Source organism: Virgibacillus doumboii (assembly GCF_902806455.1).
In the GTDB taxonomy this organism is placed as follows: domain Bacteria; phylum Bacillota; class Bacilli; order Bacillales; family Amphibacillaceae; genus Lentibacillus; species Lentibacillus doumboii.
This window is the reverse complement of sequence record NZ_CADCWQ010000001.1, coordinates 978,160-994,571: the sequence shown is the minus strand read 5'-3', so window position 1 is coordinate 994,571 and position 16,412 is coordinate 978,160. Positions and strand designations below refer to the sequence as shown.

Below are 16,412 nucleotides of genomic sequence, written 5' to 3'. Positions count from 1 at the left end.
ATCGGCAAAAAAGTGGGGATTGTTAAGGGTTTAAGGAAATAATTGCAAGTAACTTTATTCCTTGTTATTTTTCAGTAAATCCAATACATCCAAGGAAACACTGGCAGCTTCGTTGTTTTGTTTCTGAATATCAAGATAAATTTCCTTGCGGTGGATATCCACTGATTTCGGAGCATCAATCCCAAGCTTTATCTGGTCTCCTTCGACAGCCAGCACTTTAATCTCAATATCATCACCGATTTGGATTGATTCATTCTGTTTTCTTGTAAGTACCAGCATTTTTATTCCCCTTTCTCTAAGGAGGATTTTGTTGGAGCAATTGCAGCTTGCGATGAATAGTGATCGACATTCAAAATATATTGCTTTCCCCGCTGTTTTTGCGAGTTTATAATAATTGGCGCTTTCAAATTCATTGTACTGTTTTCAAATGGATCTTTTAACGTCACGATTGTTAAAACGACCACTTCCTTATCATTTCTGATTTGCAGATTTTCAATAATACTGTCATCCAAATCAATTACATAGTCCTCATAAAAGTGGTACGGATTTGCAGCTATAAATGCGAGATTCGGAGTTCGGGTTGACTGCAAAACCTTAAAAATAGGGTTTCCGGGCAAACCCAACAATACAAAATCAGTTTCATCAATAAAACCCGGCAATCCTGATGGAAATTTAATAGCGTTGCTTTCTTCTATTTCCATTTCACCTAAATATTTTGTCTGTATAATCATGCTTATTTTAAACTTCCTTTCTTAAATTGACTTGGAAAATAAGTGAACAAAATCTATTTGCAAATCCTGATATTGCTTTATACTTGTTGTCACTCCGCCTGGCGTGTAACTTATAATAGGTTTTTGCGGTTTTGCATCAATGACTGGTTCGTTCACCTTCACTTCGATTTGTACTTCAGAAGGCTGGTAATTCGTTTTAACCGCGAACGTCGATGGAATAAATTTGATACCCAATTGTTTTTTCTGATCAAAGGCATTTGAAACTGCCTGACTTACGATTGGATTCCCTTTGTTCTCAATTTTCATAAGCTGCTGACCTTCCTGCGCACGACGCGCAATTCCTTCCATAGCCCCCTGCCGGCCTTCGTTCGCAAACTTATCAATCAATTTAAAAACATGCATCAGATTCATATCCTCCCAGGCCTGTGTCTGATTAATATCCAGCTTGGAAGGTGTAGTATTGATTGTAAGGTCCGCTTCTGGTTGCCTGATTGACAATTTGGCTTCGGGCTGCTGAATTTGCTGTTTACCTGACTGCTGCTGTATCTGAATTTTTGCCATTTGTGATTCCATTCGGATTTGCGGTAACTGCATCGTATCAATCCTTATTCAAAATAAGCCCTGTACCAATTGTGGCCAGGGCTGGTATGGTTATTAACGTAGAAAGTCCACCAATGTTGGCTGAATAATTCTCGATCCTGCTGATAATGCAGCACGGTGTAAACTTTCTTGTGTAATCAACTCTGTTATTACTTTCTCATAATCGATATCTTCATTTTCGGACATTGTCTTGGTAGCAATGACTTCCTGCTCGCCAAGCCGGTTCTCGATTAAATCCAGTCGATTCATGCGTGCTCCAAGATCAGCACGGGCGTTAATGACATTGTCAATATTTGCATCAAGCGTTCCGATACTATTCTCAATTTCTTCCCGTTTATCAGAACCAAGTGCTGCAATAAAATCATCAATTTCATCAAACATATTTGATACGTCATTAGCACTGTCGTTACTGGAATCACCAGCGAATACCTCGCCAGCGTCAACATTCGCTTTCAATTTCGTTCCATTTGAAACTTCAATCATTACCGGATTTGAATTGATTCCAATTTTTGTAATATCACCGTTTTCGTCTACAGAAATTGGTGCTGCATCTGTATCTGTACCGTTAAAAATATATTTACCATTCACATTTGTATTGGCAATGTCAATTAGATGCTGTTTCAGTTGCTCAGCCTCTTCCATAATACTTTCACGCTGTTCTTCATCATACGTGTCATTACTTGCCTGCACTGCGAGTTCACGTAATTTCTGCAGTGCCTGGGTAGCTTTATCAAGTGCAGCATCCGAGTTGTCCATCCAATTATGCATCTCGTTTGTATTGCGTTGATATTGTTGAACTTCTGTAAGCTGTGTTCGATAGCCCATACCTTTCATTGCAATTACCGGATCATCGGAAGGACGGTTAATTTTTTTACCTGTAGATAATTGCTCCATATACGTATTCATTTTGGAATAACTGTTTGAAAGATTTCGAAGCATATTATTCGAAAGCATACTTTGCGTAATTCGCATAAATACTACCTACCTTCCTACTATTCCCATATTATTAATAACGCGATTGAGCATCTCATCAACTGCTGTCATACTTCGCGCAGCCGCATTGTATGCATGCTGAAACTTGATCATATTGGACATTTCCTCATCCAGTGACACAGAACTGACAGACATCCGCTGGTTATTGACCTGTTGACGAAGAATCCCCGAATTTTCAACCATCCGGTTAGCTTCCTCAGCAGCAACACCCATATCGCCTATGATTGATTGATAGAAACTTTTAATAGTCGTGTCGGGACCACCAATACTAACTTCTTCATCGTCAAAAACATCTGCTAATTTTGAAGCATTTCCGCCATCACCAGAATCACCCGCCTCTTTGGCAGCCGCAATCAGGTCAGGGTTTTCCAAAATTTCATCTTTAACATCAATTGTTCCTGCTGCACCTTGAAGACTAACACTTTCAAAGAAGTTTTCTCCTTGCTCACCGTTCAGGTCATAACCGCCTTTATGCGCAGTATTAAATGCATCAACGAAGGACTTAGCCATTTCATCCAGATTATTCAACATGTCAGTATATGTACCTGTGACTCCTGAACCATCTGTATACCCATATGAATCAATGTAGCCCTTCAGTGAACCCTCCGAAGTGAATTCAGTTGCCGTATACGTATATTCTTCACCATTTTCACCATTTAAAGTAATTGTTTCAACTGCATTATAAACACTATTATTATTGGAATCTTCATCCTGGAAATTCACTTCAATCGTGTTATATCCCAATTTATCCTTGTCTAAATTACCATTAACCAAAACTGCTGAATCATCTAATGGGCTCCCGTTTTTACCAATCAATTTAATCGTCGCTAACCCATCAGCCATAGCAGGCGCACTTTTACTGCTATCCGTATAGCTTACTTCGATGTTTACTATTCCTGATAATTCATCGATTAAACGGTCGCGTTCATCATATAAGTCGTTTGGTAACATTCCATTTGTTTCAATGTTTTTAATCTGGTCATTCAATGAGTTTATCTGTTTCAGTATCGAATTTGCGTCTTTGACCGAAACATCAATCTGGTCTTTCAGATCGGTTCGCATCGCTTTCAGTGAGTCGGATAAATAATTGAATGTTTCTGCCACTGCAAGTCCTCTTTGCGCAACAACAGATCGTGCACCGGAATTCTCCGGATTAACAGATAAATCCTGGAGTGATTGCCAAAACTTATCCATCGTTTTGGATAAACCATTTTCAGACGGCTCATTCATCAGACTTTCCATCCGGCTGAGAGCATCCGCTTTTGTATTCCAGTATTCTGCTTTACTGTTTTCCGCACGATATTGATAATCAAGAAATTTATTGCGTATCCGCTCTACAGAACCAGCCTCTACACCAGTACCTATCTGACCTGGCATTTCCGGGCGGTTTCGTGATGCTGATGGATAGGCTGACAGCGTTTCAAAGTTCACGCGCTGTCTCGTATAACCTTCTGTATTGGCATTGGATATGTTGTGTCCGGTTGTATACAATGCTGATCGCTGTGCAAATAGGGCTTGTTTAGCCATTTCCAACCCATGAAAAGTACTCATTTACTTGCTCCTTTCGTATGTTCCTGACTATGCTTTTGAATCGAAGACAGACCGTTCTGATGAATTGGAAGCTGTTTCTTTTCCTCCGTAATTCATGTTTCGGATGGAAGGTTTCATCATGTCCAGTGATAATTCAACAAATTGCCTGGATTGTTGGATCAGTGCCTGATTCAGTTGCTCCTGCTGCTTCAATTTTGTAATTGTATTCGTTAAATCTATCGCCGCTGTTTCCAATTCGTCTTTCGTCTGCTCATCAGAAATAGCTTCCAAAATTCCCGTAATGGTTGCATTCTCCAGTGATATATTGTTTTGTGCAGACCATTCCTCGACCTCTTTTTGACGCTTTACTTCTGCTTGTTCCAATGCTTGTACATGTTTTCGTTCCTTCACAAGAAGAGATTGCAGCTTATCAACAGAGCCTTCTTTCACAATTGCTGTTTTCTCCTTGGATATGTCAAGCAGGGACTCATGTAAAAAATTTAGCTTTTCCAGTGATTTTTTAATTGGCTGAACGGACAAACTGACATCCTCCTTTATGATTGCTTCGACCAGAAATCAATCATTTTTTGTGCCGTTTTTTCATGATTAATCTGATACTCACCAGCATCTATCGTCTCTTTAATCTGCTGGACGTATGAAGCACGTTTTGCACTTGGTTTTTCATTTTCAAGCATTTGCTTAGCCTGATTTGAAATCTCCAGCTGGTCCTTTTTATTAACATCTTTGGAATAGTCCATTTGTTTTTGCAGCTGATTTTTATAGGGATTAAAATTCGTTTGGTTTGGACCATTTATTTTCATAAAGAATCACCTCGACTCTCTTGCGCCAATATTCTTGTTAAACGTTCTTTTTCATTACTATTTATATCGGCACAAAAATAATTATATTAAAGGTATATACGATTATTTATTATGCTTTTCGAACGTGTAATAAATATTTTTTCTGTCTTTATTTTGTTCGGCTCTTTTTTCATTCCGCTCATGAATTTCCAAATCCCTTTTCAGTTCATCTGTACAGTTACTGCAATACTTACCAGTAACAATGTCCACCCCGCATCTTTCACATGGGTAGGCAAGTTTCGGAAATTTTGATGTCAACAGGCGTTTTTCTCTTATAAACTTTATAATCAGGTATTCCTCAATGCCCGTTGCTTTGACAATTTCCTGCATCGTTGCTTCTCTATTCTCTCGTACACTTAGAAAACGATATACGGTTTGGAATGCTTTTTCCTCTTCTTTATAACAAGATTGGCAAATATCACGAACAGTTTTTACAAAAACCGCATTACAGCGGGAACAATTTGCAAGCTCGGCCATTGTTCTCCCCCCTATTTTTCTATCATTATAGCACACTAAATCTGTTATCCACGAGCAAGTGTAAGTGCATAAACGGCTGGACATCCATTCTCTTTTAACAATGAAGCTGCATGCCGTAATGTAGCACCTGTTGTATATATATCATCGGCAAGAATGGCTGGTTTGTTTATAGTTTCCGTCATCTTAAACGGGTTGATAGCCATAATTCGTTCTTTCCGGGTTTTCTTCGATTGTTTCTCGCCATGAACGCGTGTGATAATTTCACATGTTTCCAATGGCAAAAAGTCCGCCAGTGTCAGCGCCTGGTTAAATCCACGTTCCTTCAATCGCTCATCACTCAATGGAATCGGAACAACCACTGCATTTTTCGCCAAAAAAGAGTAATTCTGTTGAAAAGCATTTGTGTAAAAAAGTTCAAAAGCCTTTCCGAGACAATAATCCCCACGGTACTTCCACCTGGAAATCATCGCCTGCATCTGCTCGTTATATTGAAAGACAGAGTAATTAAAAACGAGTGGATCATCCTGTTCGCCATACGTCTCCCACCATTTGCAGTCTGAACATAAGGCCTCTTCGCTTATCCGGCTGCATTTTTTACACCGATTTCCTTTTAATTGAATTAACTTATTTTCACATGACTCACAAAGGTTCTTTGGTTTGGATAATGTAAAAAAATTGTCCCAGCTGATTTCGGTGATTATTTCACCATCACACCAAAGACAGTTCATTCTATCGAAAACCTCCCCGTTTATTCATCTTAACAATCGATTGCACCGACTCTGCCATTGCTTCTGTTTTGCCATCGTGAAAAAACACTACCTCCCCGGTCGGGTCTTTTGGACTCCTTCCAGCCCTGCCGGCAATTTGTACAAGTGCCGCTTCATCAAAAACAGAGTGACCCGAATCCAACACTGCCACATCCACAGATGGAAAGGTAACACCACGTTCCAGAATGGTTGTTGTCACTAAAATTCTCGTTTTCTTCTGTCTGAATTGCTCTACCTTTTCTTCCCGGTCAGCATCAGCGGCATGAACCGCAATTACATTATCATCATGTAATACAGCAGGAAGGATTTTCGTTAATTTTTCCGCTGCATTGATGGTTGGGACAAATATGAGAAGTTGACGATCCGGATTATCACGATTGTCAAACCAGTTAATAAATGACTTTGGCGGGAGAAAGTTTTTCATATCTTTCTGCAAGGAATAACACATGTTAAAAACAGGCACCGGCAATGGATGTCCGTGGAAACGACTGGGTACGAAAACGTGGGGGAGCTTCTTACGGGCAATTAAAATTTGATGTTTTTGTCGAGGGGTTGCGGTCAAATAAATCGTGGTACTGGTTGTTTTTTTCGAACGTTCGGATGCAAATGGCAGCGACTTATCTGCATGGTATGGAAACGCGTCAATCTCATCGATAACTACAGCATCAAACGCATTTTTAAATCGTAACAGCTGATGTGTGGTGGCAATAATGAGCTGGGCAGTTCCATCATTTTCCCGACTCCCGCCATACAACCCCTGTACATAAACACCTGAAAAAGCATCACGAAGCCGTGGCAGCAATTCGCGTACTACATCTGCACGCGGTGTAGCAATACAGATACGCTTTCCACGTTTAAGCGCCTCAGAGATCCCGGGGAAAAGCATCTCTGTTTTCCCAGCTCCGCATACTGCCCAACAGAGGAGTTCTTTCTCATTATGTTGGATTGCCCGTGTAATACGATCTGCAGCATGTTGCTGGGCAGCTGTCAGCTCACCATCCCATGTACAGGGGTTTGCATGTTCCGGCCACTCCGACTGTGGACCTGTCCACTCATACAGCGGCTCGCATTCCATCACACGCCCCATTTCAATACACTTTCGGCAATAAAGATGTTCTTTTCCACATGTGATACAAGGGATATTTCCAAATAAGGAACGTTTTTGGTTGCCGCAACGCTGACATTGATAGTGAAAAAAATTCTTTTTGATGGATAATGTTGGAGTAAAATAAGAGCGTTTGAGAAGTTGTTCAAATGGTGAGTCATTAATGGGGATTTCCCTGCGTAGTAAAAGTGTCCCTGAATAACGTTGAATAAATTCATTTTCAGGAAACGGGGCTGCCTGGGGTTCAATCGGGCGCATGGCCACACTCTCCTTATTGTGGGAAATTGGGTAAGTAGGAGCTGCCAGCCGAAGCATGACTGACAGCGTAAAAATAAATAAATAATTGCTATTGCTTATACCAGCAGACACCAATTGCACCTTCACCCAGATGCGTACCAATCACAGGACCAAAGTAACTGATGATGCTGTCAATGTTGGGATACATGGAGTCAATCTCTTTTTTTAACTCGATTGCTGAATCCTCGTTATTGGCATGGATGATAGCCACTTTCAGGTTTTTGCCTTGCTTTGCATCATCCCCAAGCATGCCTACAATCCGATTTATTGCCTTTTTCCTTGTGCGGATTTTTTCAAACGGCACAATTTTCTTATCAACAAAATGAAGAACTGGCTTAACCTGCAGCAAGCTTCCGATTATAGCCTGTGCACCATTTAACCGACCGCCACGCTGCAAATTGCTTAAATCATCAACCATAAAGTATGCGCGGATCGTTTGTTTAACTTCATCGAGACGATTCAGGATCTCTTCAGGTGTTTTACCTGACTCGGCCATGTCCGCAGCCTCAAGCACATAAAACCCCTGAGCCATAGCACTAAGCTCCGAATCAAACGGATAAACGTCAATTCCTTCAACCATCTCGCCAGCACTGACAACAGCCTGGTATGTGCCGCTTATACCACTTGATAAATGAACCGAAATAACAGCATCGTAATCGTTGGCAAGTTCCTCAAATTTTTCTGTAATATCACCAATCGATGGCTGTGATGTTTTTGGAAGGCTCTCGGATTCTTTTACTTTTTGATAAAATTCTTCGGTTGTAATATCAATTGCTTCCCGATAAGCAGTATCACCAAAAACAACACTTAATGGAACAACATGAATATTGTGCTGATTTTTCAGTTCCTCAGAAAGATATGCCGTACTATCTGTCATAATAGCAACTTCCATCGTGCACCTTCTCCTCTTCTAAACTTGTACTTATTTTCTTATTTTACATGAAGAAAAATAAAAATGCATCATAAAGAAGAAAAAACTCTGTCACCCGGAGGCAACAGAGTATAATTAGCTGTTATTTGTTTAAGGAACAAAATATTTCATTTTAATATGATACTTCCACCCAGCCTTTTCGTATTGCGGAAACAACTGCCTGGGTTCGGTCATTAACATTCATCTTCTGCAAAATATTACTGACATGGTTTTTCACCGTCTTTTCACTGATATACAACGTTTCTGCGACAGCACGATTGCTCTTTCCATCGGCAAGCAGCTGCAATACCTCACATTCTCTGCGTGTTAGCAGGTGAAGCGGCTTATGATAGTTGATTCCATTTTCTGCTACAACAGCGGACATGTTTTCCCGAGCTAAACGGCGGTATTCCTGAACCAGATTATGTGTCACTTTTGGATGAAGGTATGAACCGCCTTCACTGACAACTTTAATTGCGTCAATTAACGCGTCAGAATCCATCTCTTTCAGCAAATAACCCTGCGCACCGGTTTTCAATGCATGTGTAACATAGCTTTCATCATCATGAATCGACAGGATAATAACATTTGTATTTGGAAAATGTCTGACTAAATCAGAAGTTGCCTGCACCCCATTCATCGTTGGCATGTTAATATCCATCAAGACAACTTCAGGGTTATGTTCTTTAACCAATTTTGAAGCTACCATTCCATCATCGCCCTCTGCAACAACTTCAAACGATGGTTCAAACTCCAAGATCCGCTTTACACCCTCACGAAATAACTTGTGGTCATCAATTAAAACAATTTTCGTTTGTTTCGAACTCATTTAATTTGTTCCTCCCAGATTAATAATCTATTTATTTTTATTTACCCTATTACATTTCTTTGATAGTTTAATAATACTTTTTATTTATATCGGTTTCTCTCCAGTATACCTGAACTTTTAGAAAATGGTAAATATTACGTGGGATCATATGGAACATTTATGCGGATTGTTGTACCCATGCCGATGGTTGAATCTATTGACAATGTTCCTTCCAGCATTTCGACACGTTCCCGCATTCCAATTAACCCAAAGGATTTATCACGTTTTAATGCTGGATCAAACCCTTTACCATTATCTCTGATTACCATGGAAATGCTATTCTTTTTGATTTCCAGTTTCACTTTAATTAAAGTAGATTCAGCGTGTTTAATAGCATTTTGCAATGCTTCCTGCACCAGACGAAAAAATGCAATTTCATATTTTTGATTTAAACGCTTATGTTCTCCGATTGATGTAAATTCTATTTCGGTGTCATTATAATCTGCGATAGTGGCAACATACTTTTTAATTGTGGGTACCAGTCCAAGGTCATCCAATGCCATCGGCCGTAAATCATAAATGATGCGCCGAACTTCATATAAAGAAGAACGAATCATTTTACGGACATTTTTTATTTCTTTAATTGCATCATTCGCAGTTCCATTACGGAATGTACGATCGACAAGCTCTGACCGAAGCAGAATGTTCGCAAGCATTTGGGCAGGACCGTCATGGATTTCCCGTGATATTTTCCTGCGCTCTTCTTCCTGGGCTTCAATAATTTTCAGCCCGAATTCCTGTTTTTCTTTTGCCTCTTCAATCATTTCATTTACTTGTCTGAAATCATCCTTTAAATAATTGAGAACAACTGATATTTTACTGGCCAATTTTTCAGCACGCTCGATCGTGCTGTCCAATGTCAAGAGACGCCGTTCCAATTCATCCCGCTTGTCCCTTAGTGCTTTTTCTTCCTGCTGCAGCATTGCCAGTCTAGTTTGCAGAGCGTGTGTATTTTCATAGACTTCACGGATTTCACTTTCCGAATAGCGGTCGAAATACTTGCTTACTTCAGACAGTCGCTGCCTGGAATATCGCACTTTCTGTTCCAGCGCATCCCCATCATTAATGTGCTCGATTACGTTTTCCTTCGTTTCTTCCAAGTCTCTAAAAAGCTGTTCATGTTCGCTTCGTGCTTCTTCACTAATGTTAAAAATTTCATCTTTGCTGTTCTGCACTACATCGATCATTTCATCAATAACATAATCCAGTGCTTTCTCTTCCAATTTCTGCACCATTCTTCCCACCAGCCTATGATATAATTGTTCGAAGTCATCTAATTTTTTTGTAGGGTCTTTCAGCATACTTTTAGGAAATTTTATCCTGAAACCTGTAGGACAAATAGTACCCCTATGTATTATAATGGTCGCTTAGGAGGTTAAATGCAAGATGCTATCTAACTATTATACCGTAAAAAAAGAAGCTGTGGGGCAGTTAATCATACAAAAGTCACGATTTATCGGATATGTATGTCGTGTGGAAACAGAAGAAGCCGCACAAGCCTTCATCCAGCAAATTAAGAAAAAACATCATGATGCAACACACAATTGCTCTGCATACATGATAGGTGAAAATAATCAGATCCAAAAGGCCAATGATGACGGTGAACCAAGCGGAACTGCCGGTGTGCCGATATTGGAAGTACTGAAAAAACAGGATTTGAAAGATACAGTAGTCGTTGTCACAAGATATTTCGGCGGCATTAAACTTGGTGCAGGGGGCCTGATTCGCGCATATGGCAGTACGACAACAGAAGCAATAAAAGCTGCCGGTGTGGTGGAACGCCGATTAATGCAGGGATTTTCTGTAGTTGTGGACTACCCGCTGCTCGGCAAACTGGAAAATGCACTGCGCAATTCCGACCATGTCCTGGAAACAATTAACTATTTGGAAAACGTGGAGTATATCGTATATGTCCGTGACGGGCAGGAGCAGGAATTTCACGACTGGATTATCAATCTCACCAGTGATCAGGTGACGATTTCCGAAAAGGGAACAGCTTATGTGGAGATTGATGTTTAGTTTCGGGCGGATGTTTCGCCTCTCGGGCTGATGTTTGCGCTCTCGGGATGATGTTTGCGCTCTCGGGATGATGTTTGCGCTCTCGGGATGATGTTTTGCCTCTCGAGCTGATGTTTGCGCTCTCGGGCTGATGTAAGAAGAAGCACTGTCTCAAAGTTTCGACAGTGCTTCTTCATCTGCAATCATTATGACGTTTTCATGCTTTTGCAGGACAGATGCCGGGAATTCCTCGGAGACTTCCCCGTTCACCAGTCTGGAAACAGCATCAGCTTTTTTCTCGCCGGAAACAAGCAGGATAATTTTCTTACTTTCCATTATCGTGGCGATGCCCATTGTAATTGCTTGCGTCGGCACTTCATCCATCGAGGCAAAAAAACGTGAATTTGCCTGACGGGTGCTCTCATCCAATTCCACAATATGTGTACGGCTGTCAAAACTTGTACCTGGTTCATTAAATCCGATATGTCCGTTCAGCCCGAGACCCAGCAACTGGACGTCGATATTTCCGGCCTCTCGGATTATTTTCTCGTAATCCAGACATTCTTTCTGCAAATCAGACGCATTCCCGCGCGGTAAAAACGCACGGGTATCAGGCAGATCAATATGGTTAAATAATTTTTCATGCATGTAGTAAAAATAACTGTTCGAATCAGCAGCCGGCAGCCCAACATATTCATCAAGATTGAAGGTTGTCGTCTCCTCAAAAGAAACATTTCCACTTTTGTACCTTTCAATCAGCAGCTGATACAGACCCTCCGGAGTTGAACCGGTTGCAAGGCCCAATACCGGTTTACTGTTATTTTTCACTTCAGCTAAGATTAATTCACAGGCTTTTAAACTCATCGCATCATAATTTTTTACCTTAATGATTTCCATTCAATTCATACCCCCTCGTACGCAATAACACCGCGACAAATTGTATATTTAATATTCAAATCATCATCAACCAGCAGCAAATCTGCATCCTTACCTTCTTTGATACTGCCCTTTGTGTTAAACACGTTCAATTGCTTTGCAGGATTTTCCGATGCCATTTTGACAATATTTTTGATCGAGACATCCTTTAATCGCAACATTTGCCGTGCTCCTTCGTTCATTTTCAAAATACTTCCGGCCAATGTACCGTCTTCCAGAACAGCACGGTCTTCCAATACGTTTACAGGCTGTCCACCCAATTCATAATCACCGGCCTGTAAACATTTTGCCCGCATGGCGTCGGTAATCAGGATTAATCGTTCACTTCCCACATTTAAATAAATGAGCTGGAGCATTTCCGGTGCGACATGAATCCCATCGGCAATCAATTCTGCCCGTAATTGCTCCAACCGGAACGCTGCGCCGACAACACCAATATCACGATGGTGAATCCCTGACATTGCATTACAAATATGTGTTACCTGACGCACTCCATGGGAAACAGCTTTTTTCATGCCCTCGAAACCTGTACCTGTGTGTCCTGCTGAAACATTGACACCGGATGCATACAAATAGTTTATAAAAGAGCCATCAACATCATGCTCTGGTGCAAGTGTTATCGTTTTAATCTTACCACCTGAGAAGTCCTGCCACTTCTGGAACTTTTCAATATCCGGTTTTGTAATATATTCAAGCGGCTGGGCACCTTTTTTACTTTCTTCGATAAACGGACCCTCAAGATGAACACCCAGCACTTCCGCCTGCCCCTGTCTGGATTCATAGTCCGCGACATTCGTAAGTGCATTTTCAATATTTTCCGGAGACTGTGTGATTGTTGTAGCCAGAAAGCTTGTCGTTCCTTCAGCAGGCAACACTTCTGCCATCGTATCCAGCGCTTCCTCTGTCGCATCCATGACATCAGCACCAGCCGCTCCATGAATATGTCCGTCGATAAAACCGGGGATGAGATTCAATCCCCGCCCATCAATAACTTCCGCATTGGATGGAGGAGGTACTTCCGTATTATTATGTATCGCTTTAATTGTATTATCAGCTATCAGCAAAGAGCCATTAATTACATCTTCTGATTCCGAGTAAATAGTGACATTTCTAATATATAATAACTTTTTCATAATTGTACCAGCCCTTTGTTTTTACTACCTATAAAAGTAGCATAACAAGACCACTTTTGAAAGAAAAAACTACACTTCCCTGATAGAAATGCAGTTTGAAAGGTTTATTAATTTGTATTGTTTGCAATTGGGCTCCCATGCTTTAATTCCTGAATTAAAGCCTGAACCAATTCCTCTGTTGACTCAAATTTTGCGTTCTCTGTATCTTCAATCATCTTTTTCAGCATATTTTTATAATGCTCTTGTTCAACCATTTTTGATACCGCCTTTTTGAAAATATAAAACTATCATATCACATAAAAAAAGAGAATGGTGTCGAATCTTGTCACTCAATAGAACTTTTATACTATTCGATGATTATTTCTATTTTTTGTCCTTCTTCGGCTAAATAACAGCAAGCATATCGCTGCAAGTATTGCCCCAATTCCATCCAGAACAACGTCACCGGCATATGGCGTACGATTTGCAGTAAACCCCTGGTGAAATTCATCTATTCCAGCATATGCAACTGTAAGGAAAAAAGATATGATTAATAATTTCCGGATCCCGAAACTGCTTGTCCGTTTCAACGCAATATAAAATAAGCACATCAAGACAAAGAAGACACCTACATGCGCACCCTTTCGGACAAAAAATTCAACAAATCCTTCTATTCCCAAAGCGGAAACACTGACTTCCGAATTGTGATAAGAAAAAGAAACCCAGTCCATAAAAGGTGTCAAAAACGACAAGTCAATTGTATTTCCCAAAAATGGCTTTATATCCTGTTCTTCATACGGCGTTGCCGAGGAATAATAGATGACGCCCATCCAAAAAATCGGCAACAGCCAAAATGCATATTTTTTCATTATCCATTCACCTATTCTTCATACAAGTTCCACACTTCAATTCCGCCTAAGTGAAATTGATGGTACTGTTCTTCATCCATTAGTTTCTCAATTTCCCGGACCGGCACTGTTCCGCTTTGTCACGAAAATAAAAACCGCAAGCGTCAGCTTTACGGTTAGAGTTTATCCTCCTGTTTTTTTCGCCACTTATTAAATTCAAGATATTCTTTAAATTGCTCTTTTGAAACGCCTGAATTCATTGCTTCCTGAACGATTTGCAACCATTCCCCATCTAACTGTTCTTCTGTGTCTTTCCATTTATCTTCCCGAATCAAATCATTTACTGATACACCCAGTACAGAACTGATTTTCTCAATAAACTGGATCGATGGATTTGTTTGAAGGCTTCTCTCAATAGAACTTAAATAGGATTTAGCTACTCCAGCTTTCTCGGCCAGTTCAGAAATAGACATCTTTTTCTCTTGTCGTAATTGCTTTATTTTTTCACCGATCAAGTCACACACCTTCTTTCATGCAGATTATAACACAAAAAGGTGCTTGGTTCTATATAAAGCACAGTAATTCTTATTATTTTTTACAATTGTCAGTTAAAAACATTCGAATTTCCTCTACCGTCAGTCCAATCGCTTTCGCTTCCACCATTAATTCCACCCATTCATTATACAGATCTCCACTCTTCTCCGCATTTCTCATATTCCCATCCCCCATATAAAATCCCAGGCAGCCCGGCCATCTTAGCACTAATGCTTTAGACCCGTGACTTTGCGACCTTATTTTTCAATAAGTTTGCTTTTTACTGGGGAAGTTCTGTTTGTATAAGACTACTATACTATACGTTCACGGAGTTTTGGGTGTCTTCTTTTGTCTAAATGGAACTAGTTTTGTAATTTTCCGAAAATACTTTATCGAAATAGGTCATTTGATTCATTTTATAAGAATTTCAGCACCCGATAACCCCGATTAAATTACACAGAAACAAAACATCTGAAACATTCCTTCCTTCTCTATCGTCTTATTAAGTGTTGACCATTCGAATATTATAGACTAAATGGACTAATTTCGATATAATCTATCCATAATTTGATTATTTGCGAAACAGCAGAGGAGAATTTTAAGTGGACTCAAGAATAAATAAACGACAGGAAAAAAAGAAACGAAAATGGCCCTTTTGGGTGGCGGGTATTATTCTCGGTATCCTATTGCTTATCGGTTTATATCTGGTTTATATATACGATAAAGTCGGGGATACCGTTGATACAATGCATGAGCCGTTGGCAAGGGACGACAATCCGGAACGGCAAAAAGAGATCGATTCGATTTTTAGTAATACTAAATCGATAAACATTTTATTACTTGGTGTTGATGAACGGAAAAATGATAAAGGGCGTTCGGATACAATGATTCTGATGTCATTAAATCCGCAGACAAACGCTATGAAAATGTTAAGTATTCCGCGTGACACGTATGTGGATATTCCCGGCCGCGGCATGGATAAGATCAACCATGCGTATGCATTTGGTGACGCAGGTTTATCCGTACAAACCGTGGAGCAGAACTTCAATGTCCCGGTTCACTTTTATGTAAAAGTGAATATGGAAGGCTTTAAACAGGGAGTTGATGCGTTAGGCGGTGTTACCGTTACAAATGACGTTGAATTCTCACAGGGCGGCGAACATTTTGAAAAAGGTGAAATCCATCTGAATGGTGAAGAAGCATTAAAATATATCCGGAAGCGAAAAGGCATGGATGGTGGGGATCTCAGCCGTAACCAGCGTCAGCGCGAAGTTATTAAAGCGGCAATCAGTGAAGCGGCCAGTTTTTCCAGTATTACAAAGGTCACGAATATTTTGGAAATCTTAGGCGACAACGTAACAACGAATCTGCAGTTTGAACAAATGCAGACGCTGTTTACCGATTACCGGAAAACCCGAAACAACATTGACACAATGGAAATAAGCGGAAGCGGTGAAATACTTGACGACGGCATCTGGTACTACATGGTTCCTGATGAAGAAATGAACAGAGTTACTACCGAAATTAAAAACCACATGAATGGACAGTAACTTCCTGAGGCTGGGACAAAAGTATTTTATTAAAAGAAAAATCCGAAACACCTGGAAAAAGGTGCATAAAGCCGCTCCGGAAATATACTTCGCTTTCCGCGGGCGGCTGGTGAGCCTCCTTGCGCTGGCGCGCTTCGGAGTCTCACCTATGCCTTTCCTCCCGCAGGAGTCTACGTATATTTCCTCCGCTATTACCATGCATCATTCATCTTTTGTGTAAACGTTTCGTTATGTTCCAGCCTCATTTTCACTACATGTTTTTGCATATAGAAAATGATATGATAATAATAGTAAAT

The 16,412-nt window shown here is 40.4% G+C and carries 21 protein-coding genes and 1 riboswitch; of the genes, 2 read left to right on the top strand and 19 right to left on the bottom strand.

What is annotated here, in order from left to right; all coding sequences use genetic code 11:
• Positions 1–54: 54 nt before the first annotated feature.
• The 13 genes from csrA to G6R02_RS04640 form a co-directional block, all read right to left on the bottom strand.
• Complete coding sequence (gene csrA, locus G6R02_RS04700; RefSeq protein WP_164668085.1) at positions 55–279, bottom strand: carbon storage regulator CsrA; 225 nt, start codon at positions 277–279, stop codon at positions 55–57.
• Positions 280–281: 2 nt separating this feature from the next.
• The gene (fliW, locus tag G6R02_RS04695) at positions 282–731 is read right to left on the bottom strand and encodes a flagellar assembly protein FliW (RefSeq protein WP_164668084.1); all 450 of its coding nucleotides are present in this window, start codon (positions 729–731) and stop codon (positions 282–284) included.
• Positions 732–752: 21 nt separating this feature from the next.
• The gene (locus G6R02_RS04690; protein ID WP_164668083.1) at positions 753–1,325 is read right to left on the bottom strand and encodes a DUF6470 family protein; all 573 of its coding nucleotides are present in this window, start codon (positions 1,323–1,325) and stop codon (positions 753–755) included.
• A gap of 60 nt (positions 1,326–1,385) precedes the next feature.
• The gene (gene flgL, locus G6R02_RS04685; RefSeq protein ID WP_164668082.1) at positions 1,386–2,303 is read right to left on the bottom strand and encodes a flagellar hook-associated protein FlgL; all 918 of its coding nucleotides are present in this window, start codon (positions 2,301–2,303) and stop codon (positions 1,386–1,388) included.
• Between the two features lie 9 nt (positions 2,304–2,312).
• A complete protein-coding gene (gene flgK / locus G6R02_RS04680) occupies positions 2,313–3,875 on the bottom strand; it encodes a flagellar hook-associated protein FlgK (RefSeq protein ID WP_164668081.1) in 1,563 nt (520 codons plus the stop codon).
• Positions 3,876–3,902: 27 nt separating this feature from the next.
• On the bottom strand, positions 3,903–4,394 hold the full coding sequence (locus G6R02_RS04675; protein ID WP_164668080.1) for a flagellar protein FlgN: 492 nt from the start codon (positions 4,392–4,394) through the stop codon (positions 3,903–3,905).
• Positions 4,395–4,408: 14 nt separating this feature from the next.
• Entirely contained in the window at positions 4,409–4,675 is a 267-nt protein-coding gene (gene flgM, locus G6R02_RS04670) for a flagellar biosynthesis anti-sigma factor FlgM (RefSeq protein ID WP_164668079.1), read from the bottom strand.
• Between the two features lie 102 nt (positions 4,676–4,777).
• Complete coding sequence (locus tag G6R02_RS04665; RefSeq protein WP_164668078.1) at positions 4,778–5,191, bottom strand: TIGR03826 family flagellar region protein; 414 nt, start codon at positions 5,189–5,191, stop codon at positions 4,778–4,780.
• Positions 5,192–5,235: 44 nt separating this feature from the next.
• A complete protein-coding gene (locus G6R02_RS04660) occupies positions 5,236–5,919 on the bottom strand; it encodes a ComF family protein (RefSeq protein WP_164668077.1) in 684 nt (227 codons plus the stop codon).
• Position 5,920: 1 nt separating this feature from the next.
• Positions 5,921–7,432 (bottom strand): ATP-dependent helicase ComFA, encoded by a 1,512-nt coding sequence (locus G6R02_RS04655; RefSeq protein ID WP_246202513.1) that lies wholly within the window; start codon positions 7,430–7,432, stop codon positions 5,921–5,923.
• Positions 7,410–8,252, bottom strand: a complete 843-nt coding sequence (locus G6R02_RS04650) for a DegV family protein (protein ID WP_164668076.1) — start codon at positions 8,250–8,252, stop codon at positions 7,410–7,412. Before G6R02_RS04650 ends, G6R02_RS04655 begins: the two co-directional genes overlap by 23 nt.
• Before the next feature lie 151 nt (positions 8,253–8,403).
• Entirely contained in the window at positions 8,404–9,099 is a 696-nt protein-coding gene (locus tag G6R02_RS04645; protein ID WP_164668075.1) for a response regulator, read from the bottom strand.
• A gap of 134 nt (positions 9,100–9,233) precedes the next feature.
• Positions 9,234–10,373: a sensor histidine kinase gene (locus tag G6R02_RS04640; RefSeq protein WP_164668074.1), complete on the bottom strand. Its 1,140-nt coding sequence runs from the start codon at positions 10,371–10,373 to the stop codon at positions 9,234–9,236.
• A 151-nt stretch (positions 10,374–10,524) separates the two neighbouring features.
• Between G6R02_RS04640 and G6R02_RS04635 the strand changes: the two genes are divergently transcribed.
• Positions 10,525–11,157 (top strand): YigZ family protein, encoded by a 633-nt coding sequence (locus G6R02_RS04635; RefSeq protein WP_164668073.1) that lies wholly within the window; start codon positions 10,525–10,527, stop codon positions 11,155–11,157.
• 150 nt (positions 11,158–11,307) lie between these two features.
• On the opposite strand, the gene nagB is transcribed toward G6R02_RS04635, so the two are convergent.
• The 6 genes from nagB to G6R02_RS04610 form a co-directional block, all read right to left on the bottom strand.
• Positions 11,308–12,033 (bottom strand): glucosamine-6-phosphate deaminase, encoded by a 726-nt coding sequence (nagB, locus tag G6R02_RS04630; RefSeq protein ID WP_164668072.1) that lies wholly within the window; start codon positions 12,031–12,033, stop codon positions 11,308–11,310.
• Positions 12,034–12,038: 5 nt separating this feature from the next.
• Positions 12,039–13,205 (bottom strand): N-acetylglucosamine-6-phosphate deacetylase, encoded by a 1,167-nt coding sequence (gene nagA / locus G6R02_RS04625; protein WP_164668071.1) that lies wholly within the window; start codon positions 13,203–13,205, stop codon positions 12,039–12,041.
• Positions 13,206–13,312: 107 nt separating this feature from the next.
• Positions 13,313–13,459 carry a hypothetical protein gene (locus G6R02_RS19910; RefSeq protein ID WP_205520058.1) on the bottom strand — a complete coding sequence of 49 codons (147 nt, stop codon included), beginning with the start codon at positions 13,457–13,459 and terminating at the stop codon, positions 13,313–13,315.
• A gap of 87 nt (positions 13,460–13,546) precedes the next feature.
• Complete coding sequence (locus G6R02_RS04620; RefSeq protein ID WP_164668070.1) at positions 13,547–14,053, bottom strand: VanZ family protein; 507 nt, start codon at positions 14,051–14,053, stop codon at positions 13,547–13,549.
• A 155-nt stretch (positions 14,054–14,208) separates the two neighbouring features.
• Complete coding sequence (locus G6R02_RS04615) at positions 14,209–14,547, bottom strand: helix-turn-helix domain-containing protein (protein WP_164668069.1); 339 nt, start codon at positions 14,545–14,547, stop codon at positions 14,209–14,211.
• A 73-nt stretch (positions 14,548–14,620) separates the two neighbouring features.
• Positions 14,621–14,746 (bottom strand): anti-repressor SinI family protein, encoded by a 126-nt coding sequence (locus G6R02_RS04610; RefSeq protein WP_246202512.1) that lies wholly within the window; start codon positions 14,744–14,746, stop codon positions 14,621–14,623.
• A gap of 23 nt (positions 14,747–14,769) precedes the next feature.
• Positions 14,770–14,854: riboswitch (cyclic di-GMP riboswitch) on the bottom strand.
• 314 nt (positions 14,855–15,168) lie between these two features.
• Here G6R02_RS04610 and G6R02_RS04605 point away from each other — a divergent pair.
• A complete protein-coding gene (locus G6R02_RS04605; protein WP_164668067.1) occupies positions 15,169–16,116 on the top strand; it encodes an LCP family glycopolymer transferase in 948 nt (315 codons plus the stop codon).
• The last annotated feature ends 296 nt before the right edge of the window (positions 16,117–16,412 follow it).